Here is a 14,382-nt window from a genome sequence, read left to right as displayed (position 1 = left end):
GGAGAAAACCGCACGGCTCCAGGCACAGGAAGCCGCAGCCCGGGAGGCGGCCGAAGCGGAGGCGAAGAAGAACTGCGGCCTGTTCGGCCGCCGCCGGTAGCCGACGCGCGGGCCGGCGGCCGGAGGACGTCTTGTCCGCTGCCGGGCCGGGGCGGAAAGATCGGATGCGGACCATTCACTACCGAGGGGGAAGAACACGGTGAGCAACAAGCTGCTGGCACCGGACGGCTGGCTCGTACTGGGACTGCCCTGGCCGGAGCAGACCCAAGATGGCTGGGGCGAGTGCGCGGTGGCCGTCGTCCCGGCGATGATCCCCCGCCACCTCGTCAGCAAGGGCGCCGGCATCGCGCTCGATCTCGCGACCGGCCTGGCCCGCGACCCGAACGACGGGCCGGGCAAAGCGGTCTTCTTCTCCGACGTCACCCTCTGGCTCGACAAGCAGGGCAAGGACTGGGCGGACTTCGGAGTCGACTACGAAGCCGTCATCGACGAACTCGTCAAGGCACCGGTCCCGCAGCTCTGCATGACGCTCGTGCAGAAGGCCCACGCCATTCTGTGCGACGCCAGCCGCGACGGGGTGGGCCTGTATTACCCGGGCGGCGACGTCGAACACGTCACCCCGCAGGTACGCGCTGACGTTCACGCCGCCATCACCACCAGCCTGGAGTGGGACTGGCCTCCCTATATCCAGGGTCTCATCGACCGCGGCGCCCTCCAGACACGGTAGTCACACAGCGACGGGCTCCTGTGACTGGGCGAGCTAGTTGTTCTGACTGGGAAGGTTCGTCGGGTTGGCGGGTCACTTCTGCTCGGATGCGGCGGCGAGGTGACGGCGGCGCCTCGGTGGCGCGCCGGGTGGGGTACGCGGATGCCTTCGGTTTCAGCACGGCCTTCAAACGGGTCCGGGGGGTGGGCCCGAGCGCTTACCGCGATCGCCCGCTGGCCGGGCGCTCCCCCCAGTTCCCGTAGGACAGGCCTGATCCGGTGCGCAGCCGAGGACGTCAACCCGGCGAACCTCTGCGGTCACAGCGTCAGGTCCTGTCGTGAGAAATGCTGGTCGCAGCCCTGCGGGGACTGCGACCAGCAGGTTGTGCCGTATCGCCACCGATCAGTGGCGATCAGCGGTCATTTCAGCCAAAGGGCTTCCATCGGAAGCCCACGGCCGGTGGTTCCCAGCTCGGTGATCCCGAACCCGCCGCCGTACCCGCCGTCGATCCAGCCGATGTTGCTGACGTGGGCGGCGCCATCCACCATCCCTGTCGTGTGGTCCAGGTAGACCCTGACCGCCTCGATCGGAGCGTCCGTGTTGACGTCGCCGACCTGGATGGTCCGGTTGCTGGGAGAGGTGCAGGAGTAATAGGCATCCCAGCCGTAGTTGGAACGGTGTGCTCTGGCACAGAACTCGATCGTGCTGGCGGGGAAGTGAAACCGGATTGAGTCGATGCTGATGGCCTGCCCGGTGCTACCGGCCCATTCCCCGTCGCATCTCCAGTCCTGCCAGCCGACCCTCTTGAGGTGAGCCTGGTAGCAGACGGTGCCGGTGGGGTTGTCCCTGGCGCTGGCGGAGCCCGCTCCCATGAACACAGCTGTGGCAGTGACCGCCGCCGCGGCGACTACCCGGATCGTACGCTTCAACATGTGTGCTTCCCCGATTCCAGGGCCTCGGATGGCCCGGCGGGCAACGTTAGCGATCACGGTCCGCCGTGTCGTGAATCTGACATCGGCAGTTGCCAAATCGGAGAGTTCGGCACGGAATTGTGAATTCCGCCCGGTCCAGGAGCTGGGCCGGGGCCCAGTATTAGTCGTCTGCCGAGGTCGGCGGCTGTGAGATGGGGCTTGTGCAGCGCATCGCTGTAGAGCCGCATCTCACGAGCCGCCCCGTCCAGGTGCTGCCAGAAGGGAAGCCCCCAGCCTTCAGCCGCCCGCCTTCGGCCGGCCCTCCCCGGCGCTGATCGCCCGCGCCGACCGCGGCTACGCCCGGTTCCTCGCCCACACCGCCCTGGCCGCACCGGACGACCGCATCGGCCACCACGACCACGACGGCACGGCGAGGCATCGATGAGCGGCAACCACCGTGCTCTACGACCCTCACGGCCTGATCGAGGCCGAACTTCCGCTGGACCGCACTCCGTACGAAGCGCTCGTCACCGCCGTGCTCGCGTGGAAGAACCCGCACCTCAGCGCTGCCATGAGCGCGGCCCTGTACGGCGCGTTCGAGAGGTTCGCGCGGCATTGAGCGTAATTGAAGCGCCGTAGGGTTCCCTCCGGCCACGGGACGGCGTGGCTGGCTCCTTCGGGCTACGGGGCGGCGGGAAGGGGCTCTGTGAGGCGGTCCAGCCGCGTGTAGAGCGCCAGTACGAGTCGGGCGCGGTTCTGGGCGCAGCGGGCGGTGCCTTCCAGCGGTGCGGACAGGCGTCCGATCTCGTCGTCGACCTTCACATACAGTCCGGTGATGAGGGTGTCCAAGTGTTCGTTCGTCACGAAACGATCTTGGGTGCCCTCCCTGTGCCTCCGGACGGGCCGACAGCATTCGGAACTACTCGTCTAGAACCCCTTCGGCGCTGCTGGCCGGCGCCGATCTGCGCGCGGCTGGGCCGCCTCACAGAAGCCCTCCCGGCCGCCACCTAGGACTTGTCCGGCCGATCATGTGCGGAGCCAGATGACGAGGGCTGCTGCGGTGATGGTGCCGAGGTAGACGTAGCCGCGCTTGTCGTAGCGAGTGGCCACCGCTCTGGCGTGCTTGAGCTTGTTGATGGCCCGCTCGACGGTGTTGCGTTTCCTGTACCGATCCTCGTCGAAGCCCGGTGGCCGCCCGCGGCGTGAGCCCTTGCGCAGGCGGGCGGCCCGGCTGCCGGTCTTCTCCGGGATCGTGTGCCGGATGCCCCGCCGACGCAGGTAGTCGGGGCACGGCCCGTTGCTGTGGGCCTTGTCGGCTGCCAGGCTCACCGGCGTCTTGCGGGGCCTGCCGGGCCCGATCCGCGGGACGCGGATCTTCTCCAGCACGGGTATGAACTGCGTGCAGTCCGCCCGCTGCCCCGGCGTGACGATCAGGGACAGCGGGCGGCATCGGCCGTCTGCACTCAGGTGAAGCTTGGTGATGAACCCGCCGCGCGAGCGGCCGAGGCCCTCGCCTCCCGCACCACTTCCACCAGGCGGGCGACGAGGCTCTGCCACGGCGTCTCGTCGTGATGTTCTCCCGGCCCAGCCCCCCTTTGAGGCCAGGGCCGGCGGCGGATCGGTGCGGCTGCCGGCCGCGTGCTGATGGGCCCGCACGATCGTGGAGTCGACCGAGATGTCCCAGTCGATGTCGCCTGCCGTGTCCGCTTCGGCCTGCACCTGCCGGAGCAGGCGTTCCCAGGTCCCGTCGGCCGACCACAGCCGGTGCCGCTCGTAGACCGTCTTCCACGGCCCGAACCGTTCGGGAAGATCACGCCACTGCACGCCGGTCCGCACCCGGTGCAGAATCCCGTCGATCACCTGCCGATGGTCCCGCCACCGGCCACGACGCCTGTTACTGACCGGCAGGAACGGCCGCAACTGTTCCCACTCGGCATCCGTGAGATCATCCCGCCCCATACCCGGAACAACGGCCCAGGCAGGCGATAGTCACATGATCGGGCGGAGTCCTAGGCATGGGTCCGGCCGGCGTTGATCTCGGCGTCCGGTGCCGTGTCGGCGGCGTTGCCCTCTCCCCACTGCTGGGCGCCTTGCTTGGGCCGGGGGATGAGGAAGGTTGCCAGCATGCCGAGGACGAGCAGCGCGGCACAGGTGTAGCCGTTGATCTGGATCGCGTGGGACATGGCGTCGCGGGCGGCGTCGGCGGCGGACGCCGTCTGCGGGTTGTCGCCCAGCCCGGAGATCATCGCGCCGGCGCTGTCGGAGACCGCCGAGGACAGCTGGTCGGCGCCGGCCTCGGGCGTTCCCTGCTTGACGAGCCGGTCCGACAGGTCGGAGGCCAGTGCCGTGAAGAACGTCGAGGTCAGGACCGCGATACCGAGTGCGGAGCCGAGCTGGCGCGCGGCGCTCTGGATTCCGGAGCCCTGGCCGGCCTGCCGCGGCGGCACGTCCGCCAGGACAACGTTGGTGACCTGGGCGGTGGCGAAGCCGACCCCCATGCCGTACAGGAACAGGGCGATGGCGATGACCCACCACTGGGAGTCGCTGCTGGCCAGCAGGCCGAACATCAGCAGGCCGGCGGCCTCCAGGACCAGGCCGATCCGGACCAGGCCGACCGGCCCGGTCTTCTCGGCCATGCCGAAGCTCGCGCCGCTCGCGAAGAAGCTGCCGACCGCGACGACGAAGACCAGCAGCCCGGTCTGGACCGGGGAGTAGTCCAGGGCGTACTGGAGCCACAGCGGCAGCACGGCGAGCATGCCGAACTCGGCTAGGGCGATGACGAGTGTCGCGATGTTGCCCGTGCTGAAGGACTTGATGCCGAACAGCGAGGTGTCCATCAGCGGCGCCGTGCCGTTGCCCCGGGTGAGCCGCACCTGGAGGAACAGGAAGAGGGCGAGACACACCACCGCGACGACCAGGGCGACCGGGATGACCGACAGGCCCGTGCCGTCCCCGAAGGGACCGAAGTCCTTGCGCGGTTCCCACCACCCGTAGTTGCGTCCCTCGATCAGCGCGAACGCGAGAAGTCCGAGGCCCGGCACCGAAAGCACCGCGCGGGCGGCGTCGATCCGTCCCGGCTGGCGGGGGGAGGGCTGGAGGAACTTCATGACGCCGACGAGGATCAGCGCGACGACCGCGATGTTGATGCCGAAGGCCCACCGCCAGGAGTAGTCGGCGAGCCAGCCGCCCAGCAGCGGTCCGACCGCGGCGGCCGCCCCGATTGTCGATCCCCAGATGGCGAACGCCTTGCCGCGGTCCGCGCCCCGGAAGGTCAGATTGAGCAGCGCCAGCGACGTCGGCATGATGATCGCGCCACCGACACCCTGCGCGAACCGGCCGGCGATCAGCAGCTCCCCGGTGGGCGACACCGCCGCGGCGATGCTGGCCAGCCCGAAGACCACGGTCCCGACCATGAACAGCCTGCGCGCTCCCAGGATGTCCGAGAAGCGGCCCATCACCAGCAGCAGGGCGGCCAGGGTGATCGCGTAGGACTCCTGGATCCACTGAGCTCCGAAGGCCGAGATCTCCAGGTCGTCGATGATCGGCGGCATCACCACATTGACGATGGTGAAGTCCACGACCACCAGCGAGACACCGAGGGAAATGGCGACCAGGCCCAACCAGGCGTCCCGGTTGGTGGGTGAGGGCCGAGCCGGATTCTCGGACACAGCGTTTCTCCGTTCTGTTCGATGGGGGTGCACCCGGTTCGGTCGCCGAGGGCGAGGTACTGGGGGTGTCGGGGAGGCGTCCCGCCTCCGAGCCAATGGCACCCTGCCAGAAGAAGAGGACGTATTCTGACCTCTACTGACACCAATCCGGAGGGCAATCCGTGATCGCCAACCGAACGCTGGAACTGCTCAGCCTGCTTCAGGCCCAGAAGGAGTGGACCGGCGACGGTCTGGCCGAGCGGCTGGGGGTGTCCCCGCGGACGGTCCGGCGCGACATCAACCGACTGCGCGAACTGGGCTATCCCGTCACGGCGCGCAAGGGCCCCTCCGGCTTCTATCGGCTGTCCCGCGGAGCGCGGCTGCCCCCACTGATAGTCGACGACGAGCAGGCCATCGCCATCGCGCTGGCCCTGCAGACGGCTCCGGCCTCGGTGACCGGCATGGGGGACGCCACGAAGCGGGCGCTGAACTCCATCAAGGAGCTCCTGCCTCCCCACCTGGCCCGCAGGCTGGCGACCTTCTCGATCGAGCAGATAGAGAACGCCTGGGAGCTGGCCCCGCCTCAGGTCGATCCCGCGCTGCTGGCGCAGCTGAGCGCCGCCGCGCAGCAGCGCGAGCTGGTGCGGTTCGCCTACCGGTCCATCGACCGCGACCCGGTGGAGGACGACGAGGTCCTGGCCGAACCCCATCGGCTCGTCGTCTGGTCCGGGCGCTGGTATCTGGTGGCGTACGACCAGCGCAGGAACTCCTGGCACACCTATCGGCTCGACCGCATCGGGCAACTGACCTCCACCGCCTGGCGGTTCGGTCCTCGGGAAGTGCCGGAGGCGGACATCACCCGCTTCGTCCAGAGCCAGCCCGACCGGGGGGACACCGCGGACACCTGGCCGTGCTGGGGCACCGTCCTGATGGAGTGCCCCGCGACGCTGGTGGCGAAGTGGGCTCCGGGCGCGGCGAGCTTCGAAGCGATCGACGAGCGGATCACCCGGATCCGGATGGGGGCGTGGTCCTGGTCGGCGCTCATTGGCTTCCTCGTCACCTTCAGCTGCCGTTTCACCGTTGAAGGCCCGCCCGAACTCGCCGAAGCGGCCCGCCAGGTGATCGGCCGCCTCGACGTCGGGGTGCCCCTGCCCGACGAGCGCGCGCCGGATCCAGTCAGTTCAGTCCGAGCCGGTACCTGAGATCGGAACGAACGGCCCGCATTCCTTCCTCGATTTCAGGAACGGGGACGACGCCAGATCCGTCCACACCCGTCAGGTGACCGAGAGATCGACGTTCGGACCCGCCGCCACGGGCTCGCGCGCGACGGGCACCGACCAGTCGAAGAGACGCTCGGCCGCCTCCAGGAGCTCGTCGATCCGGAAGGGCCGCCCGCTGGCGAATATCTTGCAGACATACGGGTCCGTCCCCCGGGTACGGGCGTCCCCTCCCGACCGCCCCGGTAGCGTGCGCTGGCATGACATCGGAACTGGAACGCCCCCCGCTCCAAGCGGACGAACGCACCGCGCTCATCGGCTGGCCGGACCTGCAGCGGCAGATCCTGCGCTGGAAATGCGAGGGGCTGAGCGATGAGGACGCGCACCGCCCGGTCATCCCGACCTCACCGGTCATGACGATGGCCGGCTGGCAGCGGCTTTCGGCCGGGTGGGCCTCAGTGGGGGTTTCCCACCTCCGGAGGTGGGATTCTGGCCCTGCGGTGGGCTGCTGCCGAAAGGTAAGTGGGCCAGCTGCGCGGCCCTTCTACCTCAGCAAGATTCTCGCCAACCAACACAAGAGCACATTTCCGTCCTCACGCCACTCTCTGACCGACCTGACAAGGAAATGCCGTGAGTACCAGCACCCTCACCGACATGGACTACCTCCGCCGCGCCATCACCGTCTCCCAGAGCGCGCGCGACAACGGCAACCACCCCTTCGGCGCGATCCTCGTCGCACCCGACGGGACGATCGCACTCGAAGCCGAGAACAGCGTCACCACCGAGAACGACGTCACCCACCACGCCGAGACCAACCTCGTCCGCCTTGCCTCCCGGACCATCCCGCTGGACCAACTGGCCAAGTACACCCTCTACACCTCGTGCGAACCCTGCGCCATGTGCACCGGTGCGATCTTCTGGGCGGGCATCGGCCGCGTCGTCTACGCCCTCTCCGAAACCGGCTTGTACGCGATCACTGGAGCCAACCCCGACAACCCCGTCCTCGCCCACCCCTGCCGTCTCATCTTCGCCGACGGCGGACGCCCCACCGACGTCTCCGGCCCACACATCGAGGACGAAGCCGCCGTTCCCCACCAGGACTTCTGGAACTGAGAGCCGCTGCACACGCCGTTGAGCGGACATGCTGGGGCGTGTACGGAACTTTGTGTAAGTCCTGTGATTTCACTTGGTGTTGAGCCGATCCTCGAAGAAGAGTGAGAACTGGTTCAGTGCCTTCTTCCAGTGTGGCGCGGCGTGGTTGACATCGCGCGCCCTGGGGGTGATCTGCTCGCGGACGGCGAGGTAGAGCACCTTCTGCGCGGCCTGCTCGGAGGGGAAGTGTCCGCGGTTGCCCCGACGGCCAGGTAGACCGGCCGGGAGGCCACGGATCCGGAGCGGATCTTCACCCACAGCGCGTCGATGTAGATGATCGGCCAGACCGCGTCCAGCGGTCTGTTCTGCCACGCGTCGAGCTCGTCGGTGACGGCGTCGGTGACCTTGCTGATCAGGTCCGGTGAGACCTCGACCCCGTACATGCCGGCCAGGTGCGAGCGGATGTCGCGCACCGACATGCCGCGTGCGTACAGCGACAGGACCTGCTCGTTGAAGCCTGCGAGCCGCCTGGCGTGCTTGGGCACGAGCTGCGGTTCGAAGGACCCGTCACGATCCCTCGGAACTGCCAGCGTGACCGCCCCGGCATCGGTCAGCACCGTCTTCCGCGACGTGCCGTTGCGGCTGTTGCTCGAGCCGCGGCCCGCGGGATCGTGCTTCTCGTATCCGAGGTGATCCGTCATCTCCACGTCCAGGGCCCGCTCCAGCACGGCTCGGGTCATCTGCGTCAGCAGCCCGTCCTCACCCAGCAGGGCAGCACCCGAGGCGTCGGCGCGGTCCATCAACCGCTCAACGACCTCATCCACGAGCTTGTCCTCGACCGGTTCAACGGCCGGGATCTCGTTGTCGTTCATGTCCGTCCGTCCCGGCTGGTCAAAGGCCCAGGTCAGAGCCCCGACCAGACTGTCACATCACGGACTTAGTGGTCACGCGGATAGGCGCGGTCTAGGGACACCAGCAGCAGAACGGTCACGAGTCCCGGTGATCATGGAGTGGCGACGCTCTGTGATCGTTGAGGAGAACTGTGCCTGTTCTGCCGTCGTGGCTGAATGAACCGCTCTGGGACCAGTTCGCGGCCCTGTTGCCTGTGCGGCCGGAGTACCACCCGGGTCATCCGCTGGGCTGCCATCGGAGGCGTATCGGCGACCGGATCGTCTTCGACAAGCTGCTGCAGCTGCTGCGGTTCGGTTGTTCGTACGAGGCGATAGCGGATACGACGTGCTCGGCCACCACGATCCGCAACCGTCGCGACGAGTGGATCCGACTCGGTGTGTTCGCCAAGCTCAAGCAGATCGCGCTGGAGTCCTACGACCGGATCGTGGGCCTTGTCCTGGACCAGATCGCCGTCGACGGCTCGATCACGAAAGCCCCCGGCGGCGGTGAGGTCGCGGGGCGCTCCCCGGTCACGCCGAGCGTCGTGCTCCGTTGGGCTTGATGCACTCCAGGAGATCACCGTTCGCGGCAGCATGATGATCTACCGCATAGAGTGACCATGCGCCTGGCTGGTCTGTATGAGGGCTTCCGACAACAAGCGAATGAGGCTGCAATGAATGAACTGACGAAGCCCGAGATCGACCTTCCGGAGGGTGACGCTCCCACCGAGCTGACAATCCGTGACCTCGTCGTCGGGGACGGGCTTGAGGCGAAGCCGGGCAGGGTTGTCCAGGTTCACTACGTCGGGGTCACCTTCGAGTCCGGAAAGGAATTCGACACCTCCTGGGACCGGGGCCAGACGTTCAAGTTCGCCGTGGGCGGTGGCAAGGTCATCAAGGGCTGGGACCGCGGGGTCAGAGGGATGAAGGTCGGCGGCCGGCGCGAGATCATCGTTCCCCCGCGCCTCGGCTACGGCAACCAGTCGCCCTCGCCGTTGATTCCGGCGGGCTCGACACTCGTCTTCGTGGTGGACCTGCTCTCCGTCGCAGCCTGAGGCCTTCTGCTACCCGGCCTCTCCGCCCAGGACCAAGGCCGGCAACACCTGCCGGCCGACCGCGACACCACACCCGTGCACCCTTCACCCGCAGCCACGGACAGAGGCACGCGCCGGCAACAACACGCATCGGCGCCCGTGACCCACAAACGGCAGACACCCTGTCGCGGGCCCGAACCTGAGCCCGGACCGCCGGCCGACGGCCGGGGTGCCGACGGCCATGAACCCCGCGAAACGAATCATCCGCGCGGCGACCTCACGCTGCCCGCCAATGCCAGCCCCGCGGCACAGATCTTCACGGCCTACACCGCTTGGCGGGACGCGATCCCCGACCGGACTCACCGCTCTCAAGTGCTGCTACTTCCCATCGACATCCCTGGGCCTCTTGACAGCGAACCGATGCCAGGAACCACCGACATTCGCTCTCCGCTCTCACCTACGCAGTCACCCGGGGCTTACGACCTTGGGGAGCACCCACGCCAAGGTCCTCGTCTTCTACGACAGCTGGTGATCGCCTCCTTCAGCTGGCTCTCCTTCAGAGGCGACCCCGAGCGCACCTACCGCATGGAGGAAGGAAGCCTCGCCCGTAACAGGCAGATCGCTAACACCCAGTGCGCCCGATACCTTGAGCTGATCGACGACCAACGCCGATAACGGCATCCCCCTTCGCGTCGTGGACACCCGACTCGCCCAGCTTGCCGATGCTCCCGAGCACGAGGTAGGAGGAGGTCGTCAACCGCACGTCAGCCATGGGTGGGACCGCATGTCGCCGACGCCCGGGCGGGCCGACGGCCCCGGCCGGTGTCACACGGCCGTCAGGCTCGGTCGCCGCCTCCCGCCACGCCCGCCCGGTACGCCAGGACCACCGCCTGGACGCGGTCGCGGAGGTCCAGTTTGGTGAGGATGCGGGAGACGTAGGTCTTCACGGTCTCTGCGCTGATGACCAACTGGGCGGCTATTTCGGCGTTCGACAGGCCCTTGCTGATGAGGAGGAGGACCTCGTGCTCGCGGGGGGTGAGCACCTTGAGGCGGTCGCGCTCGGGGGACGTGGGGACGGTGGTGGGGCGCAGGCGTTCGGCGAAGCGACCGATCAGGGTGCGGGTGACGGCGGGGGCGAGGAGGGACTCGCCGCGGGCGACGGTGCGTACCGCGTTGATCAGTTCGGGCGGTGGGGCGTCCTTGAGCAGGAAGCCGCTGGCGCCGGCGCGGAGGGCCTCGTACACGTATTCGTCGACGTTGAAGGTCGTGACGATGAGGATCTTCGCGGGGTTGGGGGAGTCGGGTCCTGCCAGGCGGCGGGTGGCCTCGATTCCGTCGAGCAGGGGCATGCGGATGTCCATGACGACGACGTCCGGCTTCAGCTCCTGCGCGCTCCGGATCGCCGCTCGGCCGTCCTCGGCCTCGCCCACGACCTCCATGTCGGGCTGGGCGGAGAGGATCGTGACGAAGCCGGCGCGCACGAGGGCTTGGTCCTCGCAGACCAGCACCCTGATCGCAGCGGGCGGAACACTCATGCGGCACCTTCTGTGGGGATGCGTGCGTGCACGCGGAACCCGCCCTCCGGGCGGGGCCCGGCGGCGAACTCGCCGCCCAGCATCTCCACCCGTTCCCGTAGCCCGGTCAGGCCCCGGCCGCCCGAGACGTGCGGCCCGCCGTCGCGGAGGGTGGCGGACACGGGCGCGCCGTCGGCCGCTTGGGCGGTGGTGACCTCGATGTCCGTCCAGTCGGGGGCGTGCGTGAGCCTTACCAGTGTCGGCCTGCCCGCGGCGTATTTCACGGCGTTCGTCAGGGATTCCTGCACGACGCGGTACGCCGTGAGTCGGGCGCCTATGTCCATGTCCGGCTGCTCTCCGTCCTCGACCAGTTCGATCGGCTGGCCGCCCGCTCGTGTCTGCTCCACCAGGTCAGGCACCCGGCCCGGCAACGGCGTCCGTTCCTTGGGCGCCGACTCGCCGGTCGCCTCCAGCACGCCGAGCAGGAACCGTAGTTCGGCCAGCGCGCGGCGGCCGGTGCCGTTGATGGCGTCGAGGGCCTCGTCGATCCGGTGCGGTGACCCGGTGAGGTACTGTGCCGCGCCGGCCTGCACGACCATCGCGGTCACATGGTGGGTCACCACGTCGTGCAGCTCCCGGGCCAGTCGTCCGCGTTCCGCATCGATGGCGGCCTGTGCGGACAGGCGCCGACGCTCGGCCTCGTGCGCCCGCCGCCCGCGAACCAGGACGCCCAGGCCCCACATCGCCACCAGGACCAGGTAGTAGACCAGGAAGTCGGTCAGGCCGTCGGGCGAGCCCAGCGCGTACAGGACGACATCGAACACCAGGTACCCGCCCGTCGCCGCCAGCGGTACGGCCCGCCGGAGGCGTTCCTGGTGGGCACCCACGGAGTACAGCGCGATGTACAGCCCCAGGCTGCCGAAGGCCGCCGGGTAGCCGAGGCACTCGTGGACCGCGAACGAGGTCCCCGCTACCGCGAGGCAGACGGCCGGCCATCGTGTGCGCACCGCGAGCGGCAGAGTCTGACCCAACGTCAGCAGCACGCTCGCCATGGAGGCGCCGTGAGTGGGAAGGTCGCCGAATCGAGCCCCGACCCGTGACAGCGGCTCCGCGAACGACAGCACGGTGAAGACGAGCGCGAACTCGCGGTCCCTGGTAGTGGTGGGGCGTGCTCCCCACCACCGCGACAGCCAGCGGAGCCGACTGATCGCGGCGGCCACCGGGTTCCCGCGTGCGGAGGGGCCCCTGTCCCGCGCCCGCGGTTCGGCCCCGGCCCCGGAAGGGGGCGCCGGGGGCCGGCCGGTCCTTGGCCGGCCCGGGCGGGGAGCGGGGTCCGTCGGCGCGGGGCATGCCGAGCCTGATGGTTCACAAGCTGCTTGGTCTTCCGTCATCATCCGTGATCTCGCAAGTCCCGCACTGAGCGGTATGAGGACCGGGCCGTGGTCCGCGGCCTGGTCCATTCGGTACGACCCGTCCGGCATCCGCACCATACGGCAGCGTGGACCGGACGGTCCTGCTCGGTGAATCTAGCGTCCTGTGGCGAGAGTTGTGTCCCCCGCAAGAGAACAGCCGGGTAGCTCGCTCGGGGGACCGGAGGATGCGGCAAGTGCCCACCCGGTGGTGACGATTCGCAGGAGCCGCGGCCCGTAGTTTTCCGGCATCGAAAGCGGAGACCGCCTGCTGGGAGCGGGCCCCTGAGGAGGAAGCCATGTCGTCCAACCACCACCAGCCACCGAAACGACTCGCCGGTCGCGGAGCCGAAAGGACCGGACCGGCCGGGAAGAACACCGGGCACCCCGCGCGGTGGGCGACGTCGACGTGGGTGCGTCTGCCGGTGCTGTTCGTGCTGATGCTGGCCGTGGGCGGGATCACCAGCGCGATCAACAGCGCCGCCGCCGCCACTCCGCTGACCGCTCTGATCAGCGGGGTGGCCACCGGCGGCCTCGCCCTGGCCGCCTATGCCAGGCTCGTGCGGTACCTGGAGGGCCGCGGCAGGCCGCAGGAGCTGGCTCCGGCGCAGGCCCAGCCGGAACTGTGCCGGGGAGCCCTGCTCGGGCTGGGTCTGTTCACCGTCACGATCGCGCTGGTCGCGACGACCGGCGGATACCACATCCACGGCTGGGGATCGATCGGTGGCGCACTGACCACGCTGGGGTTGATGAGCTGCGTGGCGGTCACTGAGGAACTGGCCTTCCGCGGTGCGCTGTTTCGGGTGCTGGAGGAGAAGACCGGGACGTGGGGGGCGCTGGCCGTCTCCGGGCTCGCTTTCGGCGGCCTGCACTTGGTCAACCCCGACGCGACGCTCTGGGGCGCGCTGGCCATCGCCGTCGAGGCGGGGCTGATGTTCGGCGCGCTCTACGCCGCCACCCGCTCGCTGTGGCTGCCGATCGGCCTGCACCTGGGCTGGAACATGGCCGAGCAGGGCATCTACGGCACCGCCGTCTCCGGCTCCGGGATCGGCACCGGCGGCCTGCTGCACGCCTCCGTCAGCGGTCCTCAGGCCCTGACCGGCGGCGACTTCGGCCCCGAGGCCAGCATCTTCGCCGTCCTGGTGTGCGCCGTGCCCACCGTGCTGTTCCTCATATCCGCCAAGCGCCAGGGCCGCATCTACACCCGCGCCGAAATGGCACAGGAACGGCAGAACTGACACGGGGCCGCGCCACCGGCGCGTGGAGGGCGGGCGGCCCGGCTGCCCGCCCTCCACGCGCTCCGCTGTTCCGACACCGTGCCGCTTCGCAGAGCTGGTGGCGGCCCACGACGGCTTCAGGGCGGCCGGGGTGGGCAGCGCCTGAGCCAGCGCGGCGGACCGCCAGAGTGTGCGTTCCTCCTCGAAGGCATGGCGCGCTTTGACCGTCATGGGCTTGGCGGCCGCCGCGGTGGTGCCGCTCACCGCGGCTCAGGCATCCCCGGCCGTCGACAGACGGCAGGACAACGAGTCCAGGATTGTGATGTTCCCCGGCAACGGCAAGCGCCTCGACGTGGAGGGTGGTAGCCAGGCGGACGAAACCCCGATCGTCCAGTACACATGTGGCGATGGGGCCGACCAGCGGTTCACGGTGAACGTTGTCCGTGGCGACGAGATCGAGATCCGGACGTTCGCCGGCAAGTGCGTCGAAGTGAAGGACCGTATCCGAGAGGAGGGCACCCCGATGGTCCAGTCCACCTGCTTCGGTGCGTACAACCAGCGGCTCCGGCTTGTCTCGGTCCCTGGCGGCGGCTACGAGATCCACACGGACGACGACAGGAAGTGTCTCAACGTGAAGGACCGTAGTCGGGCGGACGGCGCCCCGATTGTCCAGTACACCTGCCACCGTGGGCCCGACCAGCAGTTCGGGTTCGAGCCGGTGTAGCCGCTTACCCGCTTCCCACCC

The 14,382-nt window shown here is 68.9% G+C and carries 14 protein-coding genes and 4 pseudogenes; 10 read left to right on the top strand and 8 right to left on the bottom strand.

What is annotated here, in order from left to right; genetic code table 11:
• The first annotated feature begins 199 nt into the window (after positions 1–199).
• Complete coding sequence (locus ACIQCZ_RS32735) at positions 200–727, top strand: hypothetical protein (RefSeq protein WP_402287760.1); 528 nt, start codon at positions 200–202, stop codon at positions 725–727.
• A 110-nt stretch (positions 728–837) separates the two neighbouring features.
• Positions 838–969, top strand: a pseudogene (locus tag ACIQCZ_RS32730) (AraC family transcriptional regulator); the annotation flags it as partial.
• Between the two features lie 156 nt (positions 970–1,125).
• On the opposite strand, the gene ACIQCZ_RS32725 reads toward ACIQCZ_RS32730, so the two are convergent.
• Complete coding sequence (locus ACIQCZ_RS32725; protein WP_327278467.1) at positions 1,126–1,638, bottom strand: hypothetical protein; 513 nt, start codon at positions 1,636–1,638, stop codon at positions 1,126–1,128.
• Positions 1,639–2,074: 436 nt separating this feature from the next.
• Between ACIQCZ_RS32725 and ACIQCZ_RS32720 the strand changes: the two are divergent.
• Positions 2,075–2,182, top strand: a pseudogene (locus ACIQCZ_RS32720) (restriction endonuclease); the annotation flags it as partial.
• 116 nt (positions 2,183–2,298) lie between these two features.
• Here the strand turns inward: ACIQCZ_RS32720 and ACIQCZ_RS32715 are convergent.
• From ACIQCZ_RS32715 to ACIQCZ_RS32705, 3 genes are all read right to left on the bottom strand, one after another.
• Complete coding sequence (locus tag ACIQCZ_RS32715) at positions 2,299–2,481, bottom strand: hypothetical protein (protein ID WP_402287758.1); 183 nt, start codon at positions 2,479–2,481, stop codon at positions 2,299–2,301.
• Between the two features lie 162 nt (positions 2,482–2,643).
• Positions 2,644–3,576, bottom strand: a complete 933-nt coding sequence (locus ACIQCZ_RS32710; RefSeq protein WP_402287757.1) for an IS5 family transposase — start codon at positions 3,574–3,576, stop codon at positions 2,644–2,646.
• Between the two features lie 50 nt (positions 3,577–3,626).
• Positions 3,627–5,285: an MFS transporter gene (locus ACIQCZ_RS32705; protein ID WP_402287756.1), complete on the bottom strand. Its 1,659-nt coding sequence runs from the start codon at positions 5,283–5,285 to the stop codon at positions 3,627–3,629.
• Positions 5,286–5,446: 161 nt separating this feature from the next.
• On the opposite strand from ACIQCZ_RS32705, the gene ACIQCZ_RS32700 reads away from it, so the two are divergent.
• Positions 5,447–6,466 carry a helix-turn-helix transcriptional regulator gene (locus ACIQCZ_RS32700; RefSeq protein WP_402287754.1) on the top strand — a complete coding sequence of 340 codons (1,020 nt, stop codon included), beginning with the start codon at positions 5,447–5,449 and terminating at the stop codon, positions 6,464–6,466.
• A gap of 72 nt (positions 6,467–6,538) precedes the next feature.
• Here ACIQCZ_RS32700 and ACIQCZ_RS32695 read toward each other — a convergent pair whose 3' ends face one another.
• Positions 6,539–6,748, bottom strand: coding sequence for a hypothetical protein (locus ACIQCZ_RS32695; protein ID WP_402287751.1), 210 nt, complete (start codon positions 6,746–6,748; stop codon positions 6,539–6,541).
• On the opposite strand from ACIQCZ_RS32695, the pseudogene ACIQCZ_RS32690 reads away from it, so the two are divergent.
• Positions 6,742–6,909, top strand: a pseudogene (locus ACIQCZ_RS32690) (mini-circle protein); the annotation flags it as partial. The gene ACIQCZ_RS32695 and the pseudogene ACIQCZ_RS32690 sit on opposite strands and share 7 nt — an antisense overlap.
• Positions 6,910–7,111: 202 nt before the next feature.
• Positions 7,112–7,594, top strand: coding sequence for a nucleoside deaminase (locus tag ACIQCZ_RS32685; RefSeq protein ID WP_402287749.1), 483 nt, complete (start codon positions 7,112–7,114; stop codon positions 7,592–7,594).
• A 113-nt stretch (positions 7,595–7,707) separates the two neighbouring features.
• Here ACIQCZ_RS32685 and ACIQCZ_RS32680 read toward each other — a convergent pair whose 3' ends face one another.
• The gene (locus ACIQCZ_RS32680) at positions 7,708–8,445 is read right to left on the bottom strand and encodes a transposase (RefSeq protein WP_402287747.1); all 738 of its coding nucleotides are present in this window, start codon (positions 8,443–8,445) and stop codon (positions 7,708–7,710) included.
• 170 nt (positions 8,446–8,615) lie between these two features.
• Here ACIQCZ_RS32680 and ACIQCZ_RS32675 point away from each other — a divergent pair.
• Positions 8,616–8,996: pseudogene (locus tag ACIQCZ_RS32675) on the top strand (transposase); the annotation flags it as partial.
• Positions 8,997–9,137: 141 nt separating this feature from the next.
• Entirely contained in the window at positions 9,138–9,518 is a 381-nt protein-coding gene (locus tag ACIQCZ_RS32670) for an FKBP-type peptidyl-prolyl cis-trans isomerase (RefSeq protein ID WP_402287745.1), read from the top strand.
• A gap of 815 nt (positions 9,519–10,333) precedes the next feature.
• On the opposite strand, the gene ACIQCZ_RS32665 is transcribed toward ACIQCZ_RS32670, so the two are convergent.
• On the bottom strand, positions 10,334–11,032 hold the full coding sequence (locus tag ACIQCZ_RS32665) for a response regulator (protein WP_402287742.1): 699 nt from the start codon (positions 11,030–11,032) through the stop codon (positions 10,334–10,336).
• Positions 11,029–12,231, bottom strand: coding sequence for a sensor histidine kinase (locus ACIQCZ_RS32660; RefSeq protein WP_402287741.1), 1,203 nt, complete (start codon positions 12,229–12,231; stop codon positions 11,029–11,031). The genes ACIQCZ_RS32665 and ACIQCZ_RS32660 overlap by 4 nt, the downstream gene beginning before the upstream one ends.
• 488 nt (positions 12,232–12,719) lie before the next feature.
• Here ACIQCZ_RS32660 and ACIQCZ_RS32655 point away from each other — a divergent pair, with 488 nt between their 5' ends.
• Both ACIQCZ_RS32655 and ACIQCZ_RS32650 read left to right on the top strand, forming a co-directional pair.
• Entirely contained in the window at positions 12,720–13,658 is a 939-nt protein-coding gene (locus ACIQCZ_RS32655; RefSeq protein WP_402287738.1) for a lysostaphin resistance A-like protein, read from the top strand.
• A 208-nt stretch (positions 13,659–13,866) separates the two neighbouring features.
• The gene (locus ACIQCZ_RS32650) at positions 13,867–14,361 is read left to right on the top strand and encodes an RICIN domain-containing protein (protein ID WP_402288050.1); all 495 of its coding nucleotides are present in this window, start codon (positions 13,867–13,869) and stop codon (positions 14,359–14,361) included.
• Positions 14,362–14,382 lie beyond the last annotated feature (21 nt).

Origin of the sequence: Streptomyces sp. NPDC093149 (genome assembly GCF_044754145.1) — a bacterium.
Classification (GTDB): Bacteria; Actinomycetota; Actinomycetes; order Streptomycetales; family Streptomycetaceae; genus Streptomyces.
Note: the sequence above shows the minus strand (reverse complement) of the source record. Positions and strands in the feature narration are given on the sequence as shown.